The following is an 18,316-nucleotide window of genomic DNA, read 5'->3' on the forward strand; positions in this document are numbered from 1 at the left end:
GAGTATGAGTAATGGAATACGTCGTTTATCTATCGAACCGTTAACCAAGCAGGCTTTTGCAGAGTTTGGCGATGTTATCGAGTCCGATAATAGTGATTTCTTCATGATCAATAGTGGATCAACACGTCGCTACCACAAGCTAGCGACAACGGATGTGCAAGACCAAGATGGAGAAGCCATCATCAGCATCTTCCAGGCCACACCGTTGAGCTACCCACTGACCATCAAAATGTTAGAGCGTCATCCACTTGGCTCTCAGGCATTCATTCCATTACTTGGTCAACCCTATTTAATTGTTGTTGCGCCAAAAGGCGACGATCCAACATTAGCCAATAGCCGAGCTTTCTTGAGCAACGGCCGTCAAGGAGTGAACTATCACAAAGGGGTGTGGCATCACCCAGTTCTCGCCCTCACCGATCAAGACCAGTTCTTGATCGTCGATCGAGGCGGCGAAGGGCACAACTGTGACGAAGTTTATTTCGACAGCGATCGCGTGGCATTGCATTTGGACGACTTGCCAACGGACGACAATAAGGAAGAGCAACGCTTAGCTAAAGCGTTGTGATACAGGAGTTTATTATGGATCCGCATATTACAGAATGGTTGAATTTAGCAATACGCTGGGCTCACATGATTGTTGGTGTTGCGTGGATAGGCGCATCATTTTACTTTGTTTGGTTAGAGAATAACCTTAACCGAGTAAACCCAAAAACAGGCCTTTCAGGCGACTTATGGGCAATTCACGGTGGTGGTATTTATCACCTAGAGAAGTACAAACTTGCGCCACCAGAAATGCCAGAGCACCTGCACTGGTTCAAATGGGAAGCTTACTTCACGTGGATCACCGGTGTGTGTCTACTGGGTGTGGTTTACTACCTCAACGCTGAGATTTACCTGATTGCACCGGGCTCTGGTCTTGATTCAACAACGGCAATCGCGATTGGTATTGGTTCATTCGTTGCCGGTTGGTTTATCTACGACTTACTGTGTGACTCACCATTAGGTAAAACACCCGTACTGCTTGGCGTTGTGCTGTTTGTATTGCTCGTTGCTGCGACCTATGGTCTAACCCAAGTGTTCAGTGGTCGTGGTGCTTACATCCACGTTGGTGCGATCATTGGTACCATCATGGTGGGTAACGTATTCCGCGTTATCATGCCTGCACAGCGTAACTTGGTGAAAGCGATTGAAGAGAAGCGCGAACCGGATCCGGCACTGCCAGCGAAAGGTTTACTGCGTTCTCGTCACAACAACTACATGACACTGCCAGTGCTGTTCATCATGATCAGTAACCACTTCCCAAGCACTTACGGCTCGGAATACAACTGGCTGATCCTTGCTGGTTTAGCGATCTTCAGTATCTTGGTACGTCACTACTTCAACACCCGCCACGGTAGCCAGAAGTTTGCATGGACAATACCAGTAGCAGCACTGGGTATGATCACGCTTGCGTTTGTTACCTCACCTTATGCGAAAAAACAGATGACTCCGGTTGTGCAAGCACCAGTGGTTCAAGAAGTGCAAGTCAGCGCGACTGAATCAGCGACAGAAGAGCTTGCTGCAAACGACACCGCTTCAACGACTAGTTCTCAGGCCGCACCAGCAGACCACGCAATGCAAACTGCTAGCGCAGGCGTCAGCTTTGAAACTATCAACAAAGTCATTCAAGAGCGCTGTTCTGTGTGTCACTCATCAACCCCGAGCCATGCTGCTTTTGCTGCTGCACCTGGTGGTGTGATGTTTGATACCCCAGAAGAGATTAAAGCCAACGTCCCAAGGATTGTTGCTCAAACCGTAACAACCAAGGTGATGCCGCTCGGCAACATGACTCAAATGACCGACGAAGAACGCGCACTGATCGGTACTTGGGTAGAGCAAGGCGCTACGCTTCAATAATGATGTGAATCCTTCACCTAAGAGCATGAGTCTTAGGTAAGGCTTGGGGAGAGTTTGGTTTACGGGCACGCGCCAAACTCATCCCACCCTGTTTCCCCGGTTCATATAACCGGGGCTTTTTGTTTTTGGACAAAGGTAATGCAGATTTATCATTCAGTTGGTGACTCTAGGTGCATATGTGGTTTAGAGTTCGAAGAATTGGGTTTTATTAAGTATTTTGGTGTAATCAAATCTTTATGTTACCTATGCTAACAATTTTACTTGATTATTCTTATTAAAGTTAAAGCTGTATTGAAATATCAAGTGTGCATCCACCTAAACTTGACCTAGGCATATAGGAAACCATTAATGAGTAACGTTATTCCATTTAGAAAGAAACCAACTTCAACTCAACACCCGAAAACAACGATTAAGATGAGCGATTGCCATTTTGAAGAAAATGGTATCGGTATGCTTTTAGGAGAAGGTGTAGAAGTTGAAATGGATACAACTACTTTCCTTAACAATGGCATGGGGATTGTTGCTGGCTCAACCGATGAAAAATTTCTTCAAGCGTTGTCTGAATCAAAACCTCAAGAAAGGCTAGGGTTTGCGAATGAACTAAATCAATTCGCTAGCATTCCAGATAAAGAACTACGTACACAAGAAATAGAGAAGTCTTCTATTTCCAGGAAATTATCTTCAATAGCCAATATTGCGACTGTCACAACTTGGCTTAATGAAGTTATTGAGGGCGTATCAAGCGTAGATTTTGAAGCGTTATTAAATACGATTATGGGTAGCTAGCGAGATAAAAACAGCTGAAGAGAACTTACTTAAGCTTGGTATCTCGCATAGGTGGCTTACAGTCTTTTAGCTATATCGTTTAGCAAGGAAGCTCTGTGAGTCATTGCATGTCGATAGTAAGTACTTACGTTTAAACTGATTCATTGCGTGCGCAGTCCTGTATAAGGTTCTTGATATGAATCTCTACCCATGGCACTTTTAGTCCAAATTGACTTTAGTTAGGACAAAAAATGGAAGACTTGATAGTCGCGTATTTTAGAGCATTGAGCTCATTCTTTAGGTATCTGTTTCAGTCGATCTTGATTGAGTTCATTGGTTACGGAGCTGGCTGGATAGTCTGTAAAGTATTCACACTAGGGCGCTTCCCCCCATTGATTCCAACTGAAAAAGAGCGAACCAGAATCTCTTATATCGGAGCTATTAGCATTGTGTTACTTCTGTTAGCAATTGGTGTCTTCAATAGTTTGTGATTCGGAGTGAGGATATATGAAATTTTACCCCGCGGAACAATACCAAGCGGCTTGCAACGAGCTGTTTATCCGATACGAACGTGACATCAAAAAGCTAATCCCTAATGCGAGAGTTGAGCACGTAGGTGCATCTTCTATTCCTTTTGCCGTGTCTAAGGGCGATCTAGATATTTTCGTAGGTGTTGAACTTGGCGAATTTGAGGATGTTATAGAGAGACTCGCAACACTCGGCTTTACAGAGAAACTCGATACCTTAAGAACGCCGGAACTGTGTATGTTGGAGTCTACATCAGGGGATGATGTGGCCTTGCAAGTGGTGACCAACGGTTCTGAGTTCGAATGCTTTCTAAGGTTTCGCGACAAGCTACGTGCGAATCCGGCATTAGTTCAGCAATACAACACCCTCAAAATGTCTTGTGAAGGTTGGTCTCAAGAAAAGTACCGTGGAAAGAAGTCGACTTTTATCGAGCATGTGCTGGCTTTGAAATAACGACAAGTTTCGATTGGATATTATTCATCCAAGTCCTAACTTTTTGTGCTGTTTTTACTTTCCTCTTACACTCTTTTCAAATATCGAACCTAGTATCAAATTTCTCTTTGTTACACAGGCAAGTCTCTCATTATGAAGAACTTCTTTGATAGCGAACTCATGCTCTCTAGCTCCTTGAATTTCGTTTTGCTATCGCTTGGGCTAACGCTCCTTTTTCATCTTCCGATTTGGTGTGGGTTCAACTTGAGCCGACGCAAGTGGAAGCTTATGGATTATTTATGGCCGTTCTTGGCGGGTATCGGGATGCTGGGTGCGGTGTCTGAGATTCGTGCGAAAGTAGCGGGCGATTGGGTTGAAACCGAACAAACCAGAGCGGTGGCGATTTTAGAGTCGGTTCAGCAGTTTTCTTTGGATAAATTAAGAAGTGATACCTGCACCGGCCAGCCATCTTTAGATAGTCACGCTCAGCACCACGAAGCGTGTTTGTGGTATTTGAATACGGCAATCACGTTCAAAGATGTCGATTTTACCCTGTTACCCAACGCATCGGATTTTACGGTTCCTGCGCCGAGCGTGTCGCTGGTTGAAAGCGATGCCGTGTGGGTGGATGGTATGCTGAGTCAGTATGAGAAGCAGAAAAACCAATACATAAAAACCAGAGAAGCGCAGGTGAAGCAGCCACTAGAAAGCCTCTTCTGGTATGTAAGTCCTTACTTAGTCTGTTTCGCTATTGCTCTGCGCCTTACTAAAGTGACGGCAGAGCTTAAACTGGATAAGTGCGCAAATAATTAGTTCGACATAGACAGCGCGAACGACAGCAAAATAGGCAAGGTAACCACGCTTAGGAAGTTGCCGAACAACACCATGGACGCGACCTTGGGCGGCTCGACATTGAACCGTTCAGCGAACAGGTAGTTCATCACGGCAGGTGGCAGCATGGTGAACAGCACCATCATTTGTAGGTGCAGCGTTGGCAGCGGGATAAAGAAGTAGATGATGGCGAAGGCGATGGCACCAGTAAACAGCGATTGAGCCGTACACAGCAAGCCAACTTTGAGTCCGCTTAGCTTCAAGTTCACCATTTGCGAACCCAACGACAACAGCATAATTGGGACAGCAGCTTGTCCAAGCAGTGAAGTGGCTTCGTAGATTGGATTCCATACTGCAATGCCAGATAGGTTGAGCGTCATCGCTAATGCTGCGGCTAAGAATATCGGCATCTTGAGGATCTGTTTGATCGGATTACCTTCACTTAGTAGCGATAAACCGACACTAATGTGCACGCATGCCGATACCACAAACAGCAATACCGCAGGGGCTAATGCACTCTCACCAAAGGTATAGGTGAACAGGGGAATGGCCAGGTTGCCACTGTTGCGGAACATATGTGGCGGCGCCCAAGCTTTGAAGTTGAGCTTAAAGATCTTACAGATTGGTATCATCAATAAAGCGGGCACCAACACCGCGACCAAAGAGGCGGTGATGAGTGGCAGTTGTTCGGTGTCGAGAGGCATGGTGGTCAGCGAGGCAAACACTAGCGCAGGAATACACACATCCATGTTGATGCGATTGATCGGTTTGAAATCGGGCTTGAGCCAACGACCCACCGCAAAGCCAGCACTGGCTAAAGCAAAAACGGGAAACAGAATGCTGACGACCTGTTCGAACATAGAATTCCTTTCTAGATTGAGTGCTTCCATTTAGCTGAGAAACGAATGTTTTAGAGAGACGCTAAAGTGAAGTATGAAGTCGATATGTATAAACATTAACCTATCAATATAATGACTTGGCGTCACCGAAGATCGTTGTTTGTGAACGGTTAATTTATATTTCTTTGAATGAAGCACAAAAAAGACCAGTGGCATCAGCAACTGGTCTTTCAAGGCTAGATAAATCTGGACGGATTTTTAATTAACGACGGCTGTCGCTGTCTAGCGATTGTTACTCGGTTTTAAGCCTAACTAACGAGCTTCTTGTAATCTTTGAAGTTCACATCGTAGGCCTTTTCGCCGTAGATGTAAGTCTCGCTGACGGTTCTGTCGTCACCCAGGCTCATCAATACAAATAGCTTCTCTTCAAGCTTGGTCGCTTGTTCCATTCTAAAGCGCATCAATTGTGTGGCGTGTAAGTCCAACACCACGAAATCGGCTTCTTTTCCTACTTCCAAGTTGCCAATCTTGTCTTCTAAATGCAGTGAACGTGCACCACCTAATGTGGCTAAGAATAGCGACTTAGCTGGGTGCAATTTCTTATGTTGAAGCTGCATGATCTTATAGGCTTCACTCATGGTTTGTAGGATTGAGAAGCTAGTGCCTGCGCCGACATCAGTCCCCATACCAACACGAATGCCGTGCTCTTCCATTTCTGGTAATCGGAATAAACCTGAGCCTAAGAACAGGTTAGAGGTCGGGCAGAAAGCAATGGCAGATTCCGTGTCGGCTAGGCGCTTACATTCGCAATCAGACAAGTGAATGCCATGGGCGAAAACCGAACGTTTGTGCAGTAGGCCATAGTGGTCATACACATCCAAATAGCTGTCGCGCTCTGGGAACAGTTCTTTTACCCATTCAATCTCTTTCTCGTTTTCAGAAAGGTGCGTGTGCATATACACATCTGGGTACTCTTCTAGCAATTTACCAACGGTAGCCAATTGTTCTGGTGTACTGGTTGGCGCGAAACGAGGTGTCACGGCATAAAGCAAACGGCTGCGGTTGTGCCATTTCTCAATCAGTTCTTTGGAGTCGGCGTAGCCAGATTCTGGCGTGTCGGTGAGGTAATCAGGCGCATTGCGATCCATCAAAACCTTACCCGCAATCATACGTAGGTTGCGCTTCTCAGCTTCTTCAAAGAAAACGTTAACCGACTCTTTGTGTACCGTGCCGAACACGAGTGCCGTGGTTGTGCCGTTGCTTGCTAGTTCGTCTAGGAATAGCTTCGCCACTTTGTGTGCGTAGACTGGGTTTTTGAAGCGCTTTTCTTCTGGGAAGGTGTAGTTCTCTAACCAATCAAGAAGTTGCTCACCGTAAGACGCGATCATCCCTGTTTGAGGGTAGTGGATGTGCGTATCAATAAAGCCAGAGGTGATCAGCTTGTCTTTGTATTCTTTGACTTCGAGTGTTTTAGGTTGGCGAGCCAATACCTCGTCGACATGGCCCAAGTCGACGACATGGCCGTTCTCAACCACTAAAACACCGTCTTCAAAATAGTCGTAAGACTCATCGATGCCGACGTCTTTTGGGTCGGCGACGCTGTGTAAAATACTGGCGCGATAAGCTTTGCGTTGCGTTGTCATGTTTACTTCCTTTTAATGACTTCAGCGACGTTATGGCCACTGAAGCTTTGCGACTTGTGTTAGGCGATCTTCTCTTCCAATGGTGGTTCGCCTACGTCGCTTGGTTGACTGTGTTGATCGGTCAAACCCTGATTTCGATATTGTTTGGTTGGGCGCTTTTGTTCAAGCGCTTGGCCTTGATAGTGTGCGATCAGTTCACCCGCAACCGATACCGCAATTTCGGCAGGATGTTTGCCATTCACGGCGCTAATGCCAATCGGGCAAAGCATGGTTTCGATTTGTTCTTGGCTGTAGCCGCGCTGCTCTAAGCGGAAGTCGAATTTCTTACGCTTGGTAAGCGAGCCGATCATGCCAAAGTAACGGCTGTCTTCACGGTCAATAATGGCTTTGGTTAGGTCAAAATCGAGCTGGTGGTTGTGGGTCATCACAAGGTAATAACTGTTTGGTTGCATGTGTTTCACTTCACCGACTGGGTCGTCTGAGACAAGCTTTTTAACACCGTGTGGCAGCGTTTCAGGGAACACTTCTTCACGTTCATCAATCCAGGTCACACGGAAGGGCAGAGTCGCGACAATGTGCAGCAGCGCCTTGGCAACATGACCTGCGCCAAACAGTACAAGATGGTTTTGCTGAGTGCCAATCGGTTCAAAGCTTAGTGTTGCCATTCCACCGCAACATTGGCCTAAACGAGCACCTAGGTTGAAGCGTTCCACTTTGAGCGATTTTTCGCTGGCAATCAGCATCTCGCGCGCCATTTTGGTGGCCACATGTTCAAGGTGACCACCACCAATCGTGGCGATGATTCGGTCACGAGTGACAAGCATTTTGGTGCCCGCATCGCGTGGAACGGAACCTCTGTCTTCGAGCACCGTCACCATTACACATGGCTCGTAGTTCTCTTCCAGTTTTGCCAGTTCGTGAATCCAATTATCCTTAAACATACGTCCTCCTAAATCCCTTCTATGCTTCCTAAGCTATTTATAGGTGCTCTAAGCTATTTATTGCGCCCTAAGCGGTCTATATAAACCGAGCCCTAGGCCGTTTCTGATTGAGCATCGACCGAAGTCGGAGCCGTTTCAGTGACCTCCTGTATCGCCATCAGAATACGCTCTGGTGTCGCAGGTGTGTTGAGCTTAGGAATCGCGCCATCGACGGCGACATAGCTAATCGCGTCTTTCAGTGCGCTCCATACCGACATACCCAACATGAAAGGTGGCTCACCCACGGCTTTCGAGTTGAATACGGTGTCTTCTGGGTTGTTTCGGTTTTCTAAAAGGTGCGTTCTGAAATCAATTGGCATATCAGCAATCGCCGGGATCTTGTAACTCGCAGGACCATTGGTCATCAAGCGGCCTTGCTGGTTCCAAACCAACTCTTCCGTCGTTAACCAACCAACACCTTGCACAAAGCCACCTTCGACTTGGCCGATATCAATTGCTGGGTTCAATGAAGCGCCTACGTCATGCAGAATATCGACACGCAGAATCTTGTTCTCGCCGGTTAAGGTATCGACGATAACCTCTGAACAAGATGCTCCGTATGCGTAGTAGTAGAACGGGCGACCGCGCGCTTTCTCGTGATCGTAATAGATCTTCGGAGTGCGGTAGAAGCCAGTGCTCGATAGCGAGATTTGGTTAAACCAAGCCAGTTCAACAAATGAGTTGAAGGTCATGATCTCGTCGCGAATCTGCACCATGCCGTTCTTAAATACCACCTCTTCAGGCCACACTTTGAAGTGCGAAGAAGCGAAGTCAATCAGGCGCTGCTTAATGGTCATTGCGGCGTTTTGCGCGGCCTTACCGTTGAGGTCGGTGCCCGATGAGGCTGCGGTTGGTGATGTGTTCGGAACTTTGTCTGTGTTTGTAGCGGTGATCTGGATACGTTCGACATCGACTTGGAACTCCTGTGCAACGATTTGTGCCACTTTGATGTTCAAGCCTTGCCCCATTTCCGTACCACCGTGATTCAAATGAATACTGCCATCGGTGTAGATATGGATGAGCGCACCTGCTTGGTTCAAGAAAGTCGCAGTAAACGAGATGCCGAATTTCACGGGTGTGATCGCAAGGCCTTTCTTCAAGATAGGGCTTTGCTTGTTGAACTCAGCGATTTCTTTACGACGTGCGTGATAGTCACTGCTGCGTTCAAGCTGTTCGGTTATCTCAGGTAAAAAGTTGTCTTCAACGGTTTGGTAGTAATGGGTCACGTTACGGCCTTCTTCGCCGTAGTAGTTCGCCTTACGTACTTCCAAAGGATCTTTTTTCAGGTAACGCGCAATCTCGTCCATGATGTGTTCGATAGTCATCATGCCTTGTGGACCACCAAAGCCACGATACGCAGTGTTCGATGCTGTGTTGGTTTTGCATCGGTGACCGACCACAGTTGCATCGCCTAAGTAATAAGCGTTGTCTGAGTGGAACATTGCGCGGTCTACGATAGAACTTGATAAGTCTGGTGAGTAACCACAGTTACCTGCAACGGTAATGTCGGCACCTTGAATCACACCATTGTCGTCAAAACCAACTGTGTATTGGTTGTAGAACGGGTGACGTTTACCCGTCTGCTGCATGTCTTCACTGCGCAGCAAACGCATTTTGGTTGGGCGACCAGTGAGGTGAGCAATAACCGCAGCCATACACGCTGGAGAGGCTGCTTGAGTCTCTTTACCACCGAAACCACCACCCATACGACGCATATCAATCACGACTTTGTGCATTGGCACACCAATCACTTCCGCAACCAGTTTTTGAACTTCGGTCGGGTTTTGAGTCGAGGTGTAGACGATCATACCGCCGTCTTCGGTTGGCATCACGCTACTGATTTGAGTTTCTAGGTAGAAGTGCTCTTGGCCGCCGATCTCTAGATCACCAGAGATCACGTGTTTTGCTTTTGCCAATGCGGCTTTCGAGTCACCACGCTGCTGGGTGTGGCTCTCTGTGACGAAGTGCTCTTTCTCTAGCGCTTCTTTCACATCAAGAATCGCAGGTAGCTCTTCGTATTCAATAACGGCTGCATGTGCGGCTTTGCGTGCGGTTTCTAAATCGTTGGCTGCCACGGCAATTACAGGTTGGCCGTAATATTCTACTTTGCCGTCGGCAAGCAGTGGGTCACCCGGAAGGATAGCACCGATATCCAGTTCACCCGGTACGTCTTTGGCTTGAATAGCAATCGCCACGCCTTCGAATTCGTAACACGGTGATAAATCTATCTTGGTGATGTTGGCGTGTGCTTGAGTGCTCAGGCGTGCGTAGACGTGCAGCTGATTTGGGAACTCTAGGCGGTCATCAATGTATACCGCTTCGCCCGTGACTTGCTTGGCTGCACTGTCGTGTTTAACGCTTTTACCTACGCCAGTTTTTAGGTCTTGTTTTGCAATGGTAACCATCTCTTCGTGGGTCATCGCATGCTCGTGTGATTTAGACATAAGATGTTACCCTTGTTTCGATTTGGTTGTTTTTGTTCTGCTGTTCAATGAAGTAACGACGCAACATATTTGCTGCCGACAATGAACGGTATTCTTGGCTTGCACGGAAATCAGATAGTGGCTCAAAGTCGTTATACAGTTCCTGCATTGCTAACTTAATATTAGCGTCTGTCCACGGTTTGCCTAATAACGTATTTTCACAACGCGCCGCGCGCTTAGGTGTTGCAGCCATACCACCGAAAGCGATACGAGCGTAAGAAACCTTGCCATCTTCGATTTGAATATCAAACGCACCACACACTGCAGAGATATCATCGTCTAAACGTTTAGACAGTTTGTAAGCTCGGAAGCTGTCGTTGGTTGGCTTAGGAATGATGATCTGTTCAATGAACTCACTCTCTTTTTGCGCTGTCACTTTGTAGCTGATGAAGTAATCTTCAATCGGCATGGTGCGTGACTCATCACCACAACGAAGTTTGATCTTCGCGTTCAGGGCAATCAGTAGAGGAGGGGTATCACCGATAGGTGAAGCGTTGGCAACATTGCCACCGATGGTGCCTTGGTTACGAACTTGAAGTGAAGCAAAGCGGTGCAATAGTTCCCCAAAATCTGGGTAGTGTTTTTTCAGTAGTGAGTAAGAATCGCTGATAGGTAGGTTGGCACCAATGATTAAATCGGTGTCGGTCTCTTCGCATACCTTCATGTCTTCAACAAGGTTTACGCTGATCAGTGTTTCAATCTCGCGATGGAATTGTGTCACTTCCAGTGCTAAATCCGTGCCGCCAGCAACCAGCTTCGCGTTCGGATGCGCTTGAAAAAGCTTGGCCAACTCGTCAGTGCTTTTCGGGGAAAAAGCGGTGAGGTGACCAAGGCGTAAGTTGGCCTCGGTGTCTTGAATACCTTCTAGCTTCTTGATGGTGTTGCGTTCAAGCTCAGCAAATTGGTCGATCAAAGGTTGGTCTGTTGAAAGCGACATCGCGGCATCAACGATTGGTCGGTAGCCTGTACAACGACATAGGTTACCCGCCAGTGATTCCATGACGTCTTCTTTGCTCGCATCGGGTTTGTTCTTGCCTAGGGCAAACATCGACATGATGAAGCCCGGCGTGCAGTAACCACACTGTGAACCGTGAAAATCGACGACCGCTTTCTGTACCGGGTGTAATGACTTATCTCGGTTTTGCAGATCTTCTACTGTGATCAGCTGCTTACCGTGTAACGCTGACACAAATGTAAGGCAAGAGTTCACCGAACGGTATTGCAGTTGTCCATCAACTACTTCACCGAGAACGACGGTACATGCGCCACAGTCACCTGACCCACAACCTTCTTTGGTACCGGTTTTATTAACCTTGGTACGAAGGTAGTTGAGCACTGTCATGTTAGGTGACAGATTGTCTTCACGTCTTATTTCCTGATTGAGCAAAAAAGTAATCAAGAGACCTCCTTGTAAATCGACATATTTCCATGTGTATTCTTTTTGACTTCTAGGTCAATAATTATCCATCCTGACCCTGTGGTCAACTATTTATTTACAAAAATGCAACAAAGAGGTGTTGTGGTAAATTGTGCACAATTCACTTTGTTATCTATTTTGTTGTTTTATATAGATTTGATGGTCTTTTGATAAGTTTAATGTTGTGAATGTGTTTTTGACGATGTATACAAAAATGTAGGGATTTAAGGAGGCGAGCGCATCAGTGTTATTCAGTTCTATAGCTTCGTTCAGGCTATTAATAACAAGGCGAATAGGGGAAGTAGTGGTGATTTTCTAATGATGGAATAGGGTTTCACGCATAAAAAAGAGAAGTAAACGCTGAGGCTTACTTCTCTCCTATTTTGTTAATAAAAAGTTGTTAACAAAAGGTTTGGCTATCTAGTTAGCAAAGCTATGACTTGCTCTTGAGCAGATCAGAGAACACCACGTGCAGGTCACTCGAAGCTGTGTTGCTGTCTAGGTTGAGCTTGGAGCGAATATGGCTTAAATGCTCTCGCATTAGGTCAACGGCTTGCTCTTCATCGCCAGACTCTATCGCATCAAGTAACCCTTCATGCTCATCGAGAGAGCAATTTGAGTGGCTGCCGGTTTCGTACTGGGCAATAAGCAGCGAGGTTTGCGATACCAAGCTGCGTTGGAAAGCGAGCAGTGGTGTGTTTTCTGCCATTTCAGCCAGTTTGATGTGGAACTCACCAGATAAACGTAAGCCAGAACCATAGTCACCTTGGTCAAAGGCGCAGTTCTCTTTCGCGACCAGTTTTCTACACTCTTCGATTTGAGCTTTGGTTGCGTTCTTAACCGCTAGCTCAGTGATAGCAATTTCCATCACTTCACGTGCTTTAAATATCTGCTTGGCTTCGTCTACTGTTGGGGCTGCAATCACAGCACCTCGATTAGGGCGGATCACCACAACTTGTTCTAAAGAGAGGCGCAGCAAGGCACGGCGGATAATAGTACGGCTAACGCCAAAGATTTCTGCAAGTGCTTCTTCGCTCAATTTAGTAGCTGGTGGCAGCCTTTGTTCTAGTATCGCGTCGAAGATATGGCAGTAAACAACATCGTCTTGAGTCTGGCCTGTTACTTTCGTTTTTACACCTTTGGAGACAGAATTTTTGAGAGCTGTCATAGAGATAAGGGCCCTTGTTTAGTCGAGTTGGATTGGTCGAGAATAATTCATGAGTGTTACTCTATATTGTATACATTTATCTATACAATGCCACCGGATGAAAGTGCGATGCACGCTTATTTGTTAATGACTTATAACATTTAGTTTGCAGGGAACTGTGTGCAATCTAAAGCTTTAAGCCATTCTTATTGAACTAGACGCGATTATCGCCACAGCTGTAGGCGACGATCTGGCTTATTTCGCTCAGGGTACGACCTGATTGCTGCTGCCACTCGTTGAAAGCCTTACTTGCCGCGACTTGTGCTCGTTTGGTGTTACGACCGCTATCAATCACATCTGTGCTGCGCAGGTGCGCTTCAACGTCAGAAGATAAGATAAACGTGTCTTTGCCCATTTGGCGCAAGGTGTAAGCACCTGTGTTACCACCTAATCGCTTACCGTGTTTCTTCAGATAATCCCAAAGTTCTGTAATTCGTTCTGATGGCCAGTCGGCAACCATTTGTGAGAAGGAATCCGCTTCACGCTTGGCATTGTGGATCATCATTGCGTTGGCAGGGATGGTCATCACCTTGGTGAGGTGGCGAATAATGCGTGGATCTTGCGCTTTTTGTTCCCACATCTCATTCGGCAGCATCAGCATTTTTTCGATATTGAATTCAAAGAACACTTCTTCAAATTGCGGCCATTTCTTTCTCACCACATTCCACGAAATACCACACTGGAATACCTTCTCGGTAAAGGCGGCTAGCCAACGGTCGTCGGTAATTTGTGATAACTCGGTTTGTGAAAGAGGTGCACGAACAATCTTCTCGAGCTCTGCTGCGCCACCTTTACGGTGAGCGGCACGTTGGTAAATGGTGTCGAATTTTTCTTGGGTCATTGAAGGTTCCAAACTAAAGCGATTCTTTATGATATGGGGACTAATTTCTATATGAAAAGGAGCTTAAGCTTCTGTCGCCAATTGAGCGAGAAAACCACGCATGTAGTCGGTGCGCTTGTTGGCTTCTAATTTGGCAGATTCTGTATTCATTGTTTCAGCCAGCTTGAATAGCTTCACGTAAAAGTGGTCGACGCTGTAATGTTTGTCATCCAAGTCACGTTGCTTCGCAAACGGGTCTTGGTGGTTATAGAGTTCTGCGTTAAAGCTCTGGCCCACATACAGGCAGCGAGCAATACCAATCGCACCGAGAGAATCTAGTCGATCGGCATCTTGGACGATTTGAGCTTCCAAGGTTTCTGGAGTGATGTTGGCACTGTAGCTGTGCGTGACAATGGCATGATGGACCTCATCCAAATAGGACGCAGGATAGTCGATAGATTTGAGGAAAGAAATCGCCTTGTCTGCTGCCATTTGCGAGCTTTGGGCTCTGTCCGGGTGGTTCTTAGGAAAGGTGAAGCAATCATGAAGGTAAGCGGCGGGTAGAACGACTTCAAGCTTGGCCTGTTCTTGGACACACAACGCCTTAGCGGTTTTGACTACGCGCTTGATGTGGCTGATGTCGTGAGCTGCATCTTGTGTCATCTCTCGCTGTGCAAAATCAAGCAGTTGGTCTTCAAACTTTTCCTTCACGCGTCTCTTTCTCCATATGTAGATGTTAGCAATCTGGCTTATTACTTAGGATATATTCCACCTCGACTGTAACAGTTTCAAGCGCGAGTTTTTATCTTTTATAAAAGGAGTACCTACAAAAAAACCGACTTTGTGAGTCGGCTTGATAGAGAGGCTTGTCTATGTATTTTAGGACGAGACAGGTAAAAGCGTTATCAACGGTAATCAGAACTTAAGCAGCGGCTTGTTGAAGCTGTGCTAACACATGATGCAGGGAAGGGCTGATCGTGTGACCAAGGGCTTTGACTTCTTCGCAAGGCTCAACCAGATCTGGGATCTGGAAACTGATCATGTTTGCAGCCATCGACGCGCGAATACCGTTGTTTGAATCTTCAAACGCTAGGCAGGTTTCAGGTGCAACACCGAGGCGTTCTGCCGCTAGCAGGTAGATCTCTGGATGAGGCTTACCGTGAGTTACTTCGCAGCCTGTGCTTAACGAGGTGAAGTAAGAATCTAGGCCAGCCAACTCAAGCTTCTTTTTTGCAATATCAAGCTGAGTCGAGGTCGCCACCGCGATTGGAATGTCGTTTGATTTGAGCCATTCAAGAAGCTCAATCACGCCGTCTTTTACAGGGATCGCTTGGTTCTTAACAATCGCACTGTAACGAGTTCGCCATTCGTTGTTTAACGCAGGATAATCTAAGCCTTCACCGTAACCATTTCTAAAGATCTGTTCGATGGTTTTTGCGTTACAGCCAATAATGCCTAGGTAGACATCTTGCAAAAACGGAACACCTTGCGCGTGACATGCTTCTTCAAAAACCTGCATACAAAGTCGCTCGGTGTCGAGCAGTAGTCCATCCATATCAAAAATAGCAGCTTGAAAATTCATATCCGTGGTTCTTTATCTATTGTCGTCGTGAGAATGAGTATTTTGACATAGTGTCTAAGGATAGGCGAGTCAGCGTTGAGTTAGAATCGGAAGTATTGGGTGTGCAATATGCTTCTGAATGACTTGAAATCTCATTAATTCAAGCTGGAATAATATCGTTCAGTTATGAGCCTAATCTTTTATAGGTCATCGAGATCTAACAGATACAATTATGACTGTTATACATAACAAATCGAGGTCGGGTGTTTATTTTACTATTACATTTCATAAACTTACAGGCTTGTTAGCGTGACCATAATCTTATAAAAAACAATTTGCGGTAGCCTTCAATGATAGTGTGACCAAGCAATAAGTAAATGGCTGAGCTTAGAGACAAAATATCATTAGTCCATATTTTTAGCAGGGTTGCTTATGTTGTATTTTGAGTTTCTATTTTTATTAGTCGTACTTTATATCGGGTCTCGGTATGGTGGTATTGGCTTAGGTGTTGTTTCTGGTATTGGTTTGGTTATCGAGGTGTTTGTCTTCAAGATGCCACCAACGTCTCCACCTGTCACTGTCATGTTGATCATCCTCGCTGTTGTGACTTGTGCTTCGATTTTAGAAGCGGCGGGAGGCTTGAAATACATGCTGCAAGTTGCGGAAAGGGTACTGAGAAAGAACCCGAAACGCGTCACCTTGATAGCACCGTTCGTGACTTACTCGATGACTTTCTTATTGGGTACTGGCCACGCGGTTTACTCTATTATGCCAATCATCGGCGATGTGGCATTGAAGAACGGTATTCGTCCTGAGCGTCCAATGGCAGCTGCGTCGGTAGCATCTCAGTTGGCGATTACGGCATCACCAATCTCTGCGGCTGTGGTGTACTACCTCGCGCAGCTATCTGATATTCAACATTCTATTACTCTGCTTTCTATTTTGATGGTGACGGTTCCTGCAACATTGTTTGGTACGTTCTTACTTTCTTTGTATAGCTTAAAACGCGGGAAAGAATTGAACGACGATCCTGAATACCAAGCACGCCTAAAAGATCCTGAGTGGAAAAAACGCATTGAAAGCACCACCGCGACCTCTTTGGATGAAGTTCTGCCAACTTCGGCTCGTAATGCGGTTTTGATTTTCCTATTGTCGATTGTCGTGATTGTCATCGTGGCAATGGTGCCAGAGATCCGAACCATCGTAGACGGCGACAAGCCAATCAAGATGTCAGTGATCATCCAGATGATGATGCTCTGTTTCGGCGGTATCATTTTGCTGGCAACTAAAACTGATCCGCGTGATGTGCCAAACGGCGTGGTATTCAAATCGGGTATGGTGGCGGCGATTGCTATCTTCGGTATCGCATGGATGTCGGATACTTACTTCCAATATGCAATGCCTCAATTTAAGTCGGGCATCGTGGAAATGGTGACTAACTACCCATGGACGTTCGCACTAGCGCTATTCATTGTATCGGTTGTGGTGAACTCTCAAGCAGCAACTGCACGTATGATGCTACCTGTTGGCCTTGGCTTAGGGCTAGACCCAGCACTGCTTATCGGCTTGATGCCAGCAGTTTACGGCTACTTCTTTATCCCGAACTACCCATCAGACATCGCAACAGTGAACTTCGATGTCTCTGGCACAACCAAGATTGGTAAGTGGTACTTCAACCACTCATTCATGTCGGTTGGTTTAATCGGTGTAGTAGGCGCATGTTGTTTAGGCTACGCATTGGCTCAGATTTTTATCGCTTAATTAAACTAGCGATAACGAGATAAGAAACGAAAAATAGCGCCTATTGAGGCGCTGTTTTTGTTTAATCTGTCTTGGGCATTAGCTTTGATACGAGCTCTAAACCAATATTAACGTGGCTCAAAAGCCAAAGACTGAATCGCTTCTTCAATGGTCAGGAAGTGGATCTTCATCAGACACACTTCTGCCTTCTGGAACTCGTGATTTCGAATAAGTTTAGTCACGCTTTCAACCGAATATTGGTTTGCTCGTTTCGCTAGAGACAGTTGATTTGAGTTTGATTGAAGCGAGTAGCTATCGCCTTCAGAATCAATGAGATAATCATCTTCGCCCAAGATCATGTCTGAGCATTCTGCCTGAAAATCGTTCTCGGATGCGACGTAAATAAGCTCATCATCACCGTCGAGTTTTACCAAAGATGGCCAACTGATCATTACTGCCCTTTCTATGTGCTGCTTACTGCTTTTAACAGTGGTGACGACAAGCAATTATATAAAAGTTATCGTCATCTGCTTTATACACTAATCGATTCTTGTCATCGATTCGTCTTGACCAAAAGCCAGACAGGTTGCCGACTAGTGGCTCCGGCTTTCCAATCCCTTCAAAGGGCGTTCTTTTGGCGGCTTCAATCAACTTATTTAGTTTCTTGAGCGTTTTCTTGTCTTGGGTTTGCCAGTATAGGTAATCTTCCCAAGCATTATCTGTAAATACAATCTTTCGATCATTCGTCATTATTCAATTCTCGAACGGTTGTATTTCCGGCTTCGAGTTGAGCAATAGATTCAGCCAATCTTTCAGCGTTTTTAGGCGAGCTCATAAGGTACAAGGTTTCTTGCATTGAATTAAAATGATCAAGAGACATGACCACTGCATCTTCTGAATCTCGTCTGGTTATTACCGTAACATCAGAATCGTCTACCACTCTATCGAGCACAGACTTAAGGCTATTTCTGGCCTCAGTAAAAGAAACAATATTCATCACTTATTTACCCTGTTGTTTTTGGATATGTTTAATCTTTCTATATACACAGAATAGTTAATCATTCATGAATTAACTATTCTACATGTTCCGCTTGTTGTACATGTTATATCAGAGCTTACACATGATCAACTTATGGTACATGTCACTCACTGTAAATCTGCAGAGTGTTACTGA

Annotated in this window: 19 protein-coding genes; 7 read left to right on the plus strand and 12 right to left on the minus strand. The window is 45.9% G+C overall.

Annotated features, from left to right (window positions below; all coding sequences use genetic code 11):
• The first annotated feature begins 4 nt into the window (after positions 1 to 4).
• From AB4161_RS05305 to AB4161_RS05330, 6 genes are all read left to right on the plus strand, one after another.
• Positions 5 to 565 (plus strand): ureidoglycolate lyase, encoded by a 561-nt coding sequence (locus AB4161_RS05305; protein ID WP_004732859.1) that lies wholly within the window; start codon positions 5 to 7, stop codon positions 563 to 565.
• 14 nt (positions 566 to 579) lie between these two features.
• Positions 580 to 1,896 carry a urate hydroxylase PuuD gene (locus AB4161_RS05310; RefSeq protein WP_061037654.1) on the plus strand — a complete coding sequence of 439 codons (1,317 nt, stop codon included), beginning with the start codon at positions 580 to 582 and terminating at the stop codon, positions 1,894 to 1,896.
• Positions 1,897 to 2,244: 348 nt separating this feature from the next.
• Entirely contained in the window at positions 2,245 to 2,682 is a 438-nt protein-coding gene (locus AB4161_RS05315) for a hypothetical protein (protein WP_004732861.1), read from the plus strand.
• A gap of 230 nt (positions 2,683 to 2,912) precedes the next feature.
• The gene (locus AB4161_RS05320; RefSeq protein WP_017086627.1) at positions 2,913 to 3,152 is read left to right on the plus strand and encodes a hypothetical protein; all 240 of its coding nucleotides are present in this window, start codon (positions 2,913 to 2,915) and stop codon (positions 3,150 to 3,152) included.
• Between the two features lie 16 nt (positions 3,153 to 3,168).
• The gene (locus AB4161_RS05325; RefSeq protein ID WP_372082952.1) at positions 3,169 to 3,642 is read left to right on the plus strand and encodes a GrpB family protein; all 474 of its coding nucleotides are present in this window, start codon (positions 3,169 to 3,171) and stop codon (positions 3,640 to 3,642) included.
• 267 nt (positions 3,643 to 3,909) lie between these two features.
• Positions 3,910 to 4,434, plus strand: coding sequence for a hypothetical protein (locus tag AB4161_RS05330; RefSeq protein WP_050632517.1), 525 nt, complete (start codon positions 3,910 to 3,912; stop codon positions 4,432 to 4,434).
• On the opposite strand, the gene AB4161_RS05335 is transcribed toward AB4161_RS05330, so the two are convergent.
• The 9 genes from AB4161_RS05335 to AB4161_RS05375 form a co-directional block, all read right to left on the minus strand.
• Positions 4,431 to 5,312: an AEC family transporter gene (locus AB4161_RS05335; protein ID WP_372082953.1), complete on the minus strand. Its 882-nt coding sequence runs from the start codon at positions 5,310 to 5,312 to the stop codon at positions 4,431 to 4,433. The two genes, AB4161_RS05330 and AB4161_RS05335, sit on opposite strands and share 4 nt — an antisense overlap.
• A 287-nt stretch (positions 5,313 to 5,599) precedes the next feature.
• Positions 5,600 to 6,934: a guanine deaminase gene (gene guaD / locus AB4161_RS05340; protein WP_372082954.1), complete on the minus strand. Its 1,335-nt coding sequence runs from the start codon at positions 6,932 to 6,934 to the stop codon at positions 5,600 to 5,602.
• A gap of 59 nt (positions 6,935 to 6,993) precedes the next feature.
• Positions 6,994 to 7,875 (minus strand): xanthine dehydrogenase accessory protein XdhC, encoded by an 882-nt coding sequence (gene xdhC / locus AB4161_RS05345; protein WP_136982330.1) that lies wholly within the window; start codon positions 7,873 to 7,875, stop codon positions 6,994 to 6,996.
• 92 nt (positions 7,876 to 7,967) lie between these two features.
• A complete protein-coding gene (gene xdhB, locus AB4161_RS05350; RefSeq protein ID WP_372082955.1) occupies positions 7,968 to 10,358 on the minus strand; it encodes a xanthine dehydrogenase molybdopterin binding subunit in 2,391 nt (796 codons plus the stop codon).
• Complete coding sequence (gene xdhA / locus AB4161_RS05355; RefSeq protein WP_123285338.1) at positions 10,351 to 11,796, minus strand: xanthine dehydrogenase small subunit; 1,446 nt, start codon at positions 11,794 to 11,796, stop codon at positions 10,351 to 10,353. The genes xdhB and xdhA overlap by 8 nt, the downstream gene beginning before the upstream one ends.
• Before the next feature lie 451 nt (positions 11,797 to 12,247).
• Positions 12,248 to 12,982 (minus strand): GntR family transcriptional regulator, encoded by a 735-nt coding sequence (locus AB4161_RS05360; RefSeq protein WP_371713792.1) that lies wholly within the window; start codon positions 12,980 to 12,982, stop codon positions 12,248 to 12,250.
• Between the two features lie 193 nt (positions 12,983 to 13,175).
• Positions 13,176 to 13,862 (minus strand): DNA-3-methyladenine glycosylase I, encoded by a 687-nt coding sequence (locus tag AB4161_RS05365; protein ID WP_061033026.1) that lies wholly within the window; start codon positions 13,860 to 13,862, stop codon positions 13,176 to 13,178.
• Between the two features lie 63 nt (positions 13,863 to 13,925).
• Positions 13,926 to 14,552, minus strand: coding sequence for an HD domain-containing protein (locus AB4161_RS05370; RefSeq protein WP_016766966.1), 627 nt, complete (start codon positions 14,550 to 14,552; stop codon positions 13,926 to 13,928).
• A gap of 211 nt (positions 14,553 to 14,763) precedes the next feature.
• Positions 14,764 to 15,423: an HAD family phosphatase gene (locus tag AB4161_RS05375; RefSeq protein ID WP_010432777.1), complete on the minus strand. Its 660-nt coding sequence runs from the start codon at positions 15,421 to 15,423 to the stop codon at positions 14,764 to 14,766.
• A gap of 411 nt (positions 15,424 to 15,834) precedes the next feature.
• Here AB4161_RS05375 and AB4161_RS05380 point away from each other — a divergent pair, with 411 nt between their 5' ends.
• The gene (locus AB4161_RS05380; RefSeq protein ID WP_010432780.1) at positions 15,835 to 17,163 is read left to right on the plus strand and encodes an anaerobic C4-dicarboxylate transporter; all 1,329 of its coding nucleotides are present in this window, start codon (positions 15,835 to 15,837) and stop codon (positions 17,161 to 17,163) included.
• Positions 17,164 to 17,270: 107 nt separating this feature from the next.
• Here the strand turns inward: AB4161_RS05380 and AB4161_RS05385 are convergent, their stop codons facing one another.
• From AB4161_RS05385 to AB4161_RS05395, 3 genes are read right to left on the minus strand one after another with little or no spacing between them, the layout of a single operon-like run.
• On the minus strand, positions 17,271 to 17,594 hold the full coding sequence (locus AB4161_RS05385) for a DUF4144 domain-containing protein (protein WP_010432783.1): 324 nt from the start codon (positions 17,592 to 17,594) through the stop codon (positions 17,271 to 17,273).
• A 31-nt stretch (positions 17,595 to 17,625) separates the two neighbouring features.
• Positions 17,626 to 17,892 (minus strand): Txe/YoeB family addiction module toxin, encoded by a 267-nt coding sequence (locus tag AB4161_RS05390; protein ID WP_372082956.1) that lies wholly within the window; start codon positions 17,890 to 17,892, stop codon positions 17,626 to 17,628.
• Entirely contained in the window at positions 17,882 to 18,139 is a 258-nt protein-coding gene (locus tag AB4161_RS05395; RefSeq protein ID WP_017061616.1) for a type II toxin-antitoxin system Phd/YefM family antitoxin, read from the minus strand. Before AB4161_RS05395 ends, AB4161_RS05390 begins: the two co-directional genes overlap by 11 nt.
• Positions 18,140 to 18,316: the final 177 nt, after the last annotated feature.

The sequence above is a fragment of the Vibrio sp. 10N.286.51.E5 genome (genome assembly GCF_041469125.1).
Taxonomy (GTDB): Bacteria; Pseudomonadota; Gammaproteobacteria; order Enterobacterales; family Vibrionaceae; genus Vibrio; species Vibrio crassostreae_C.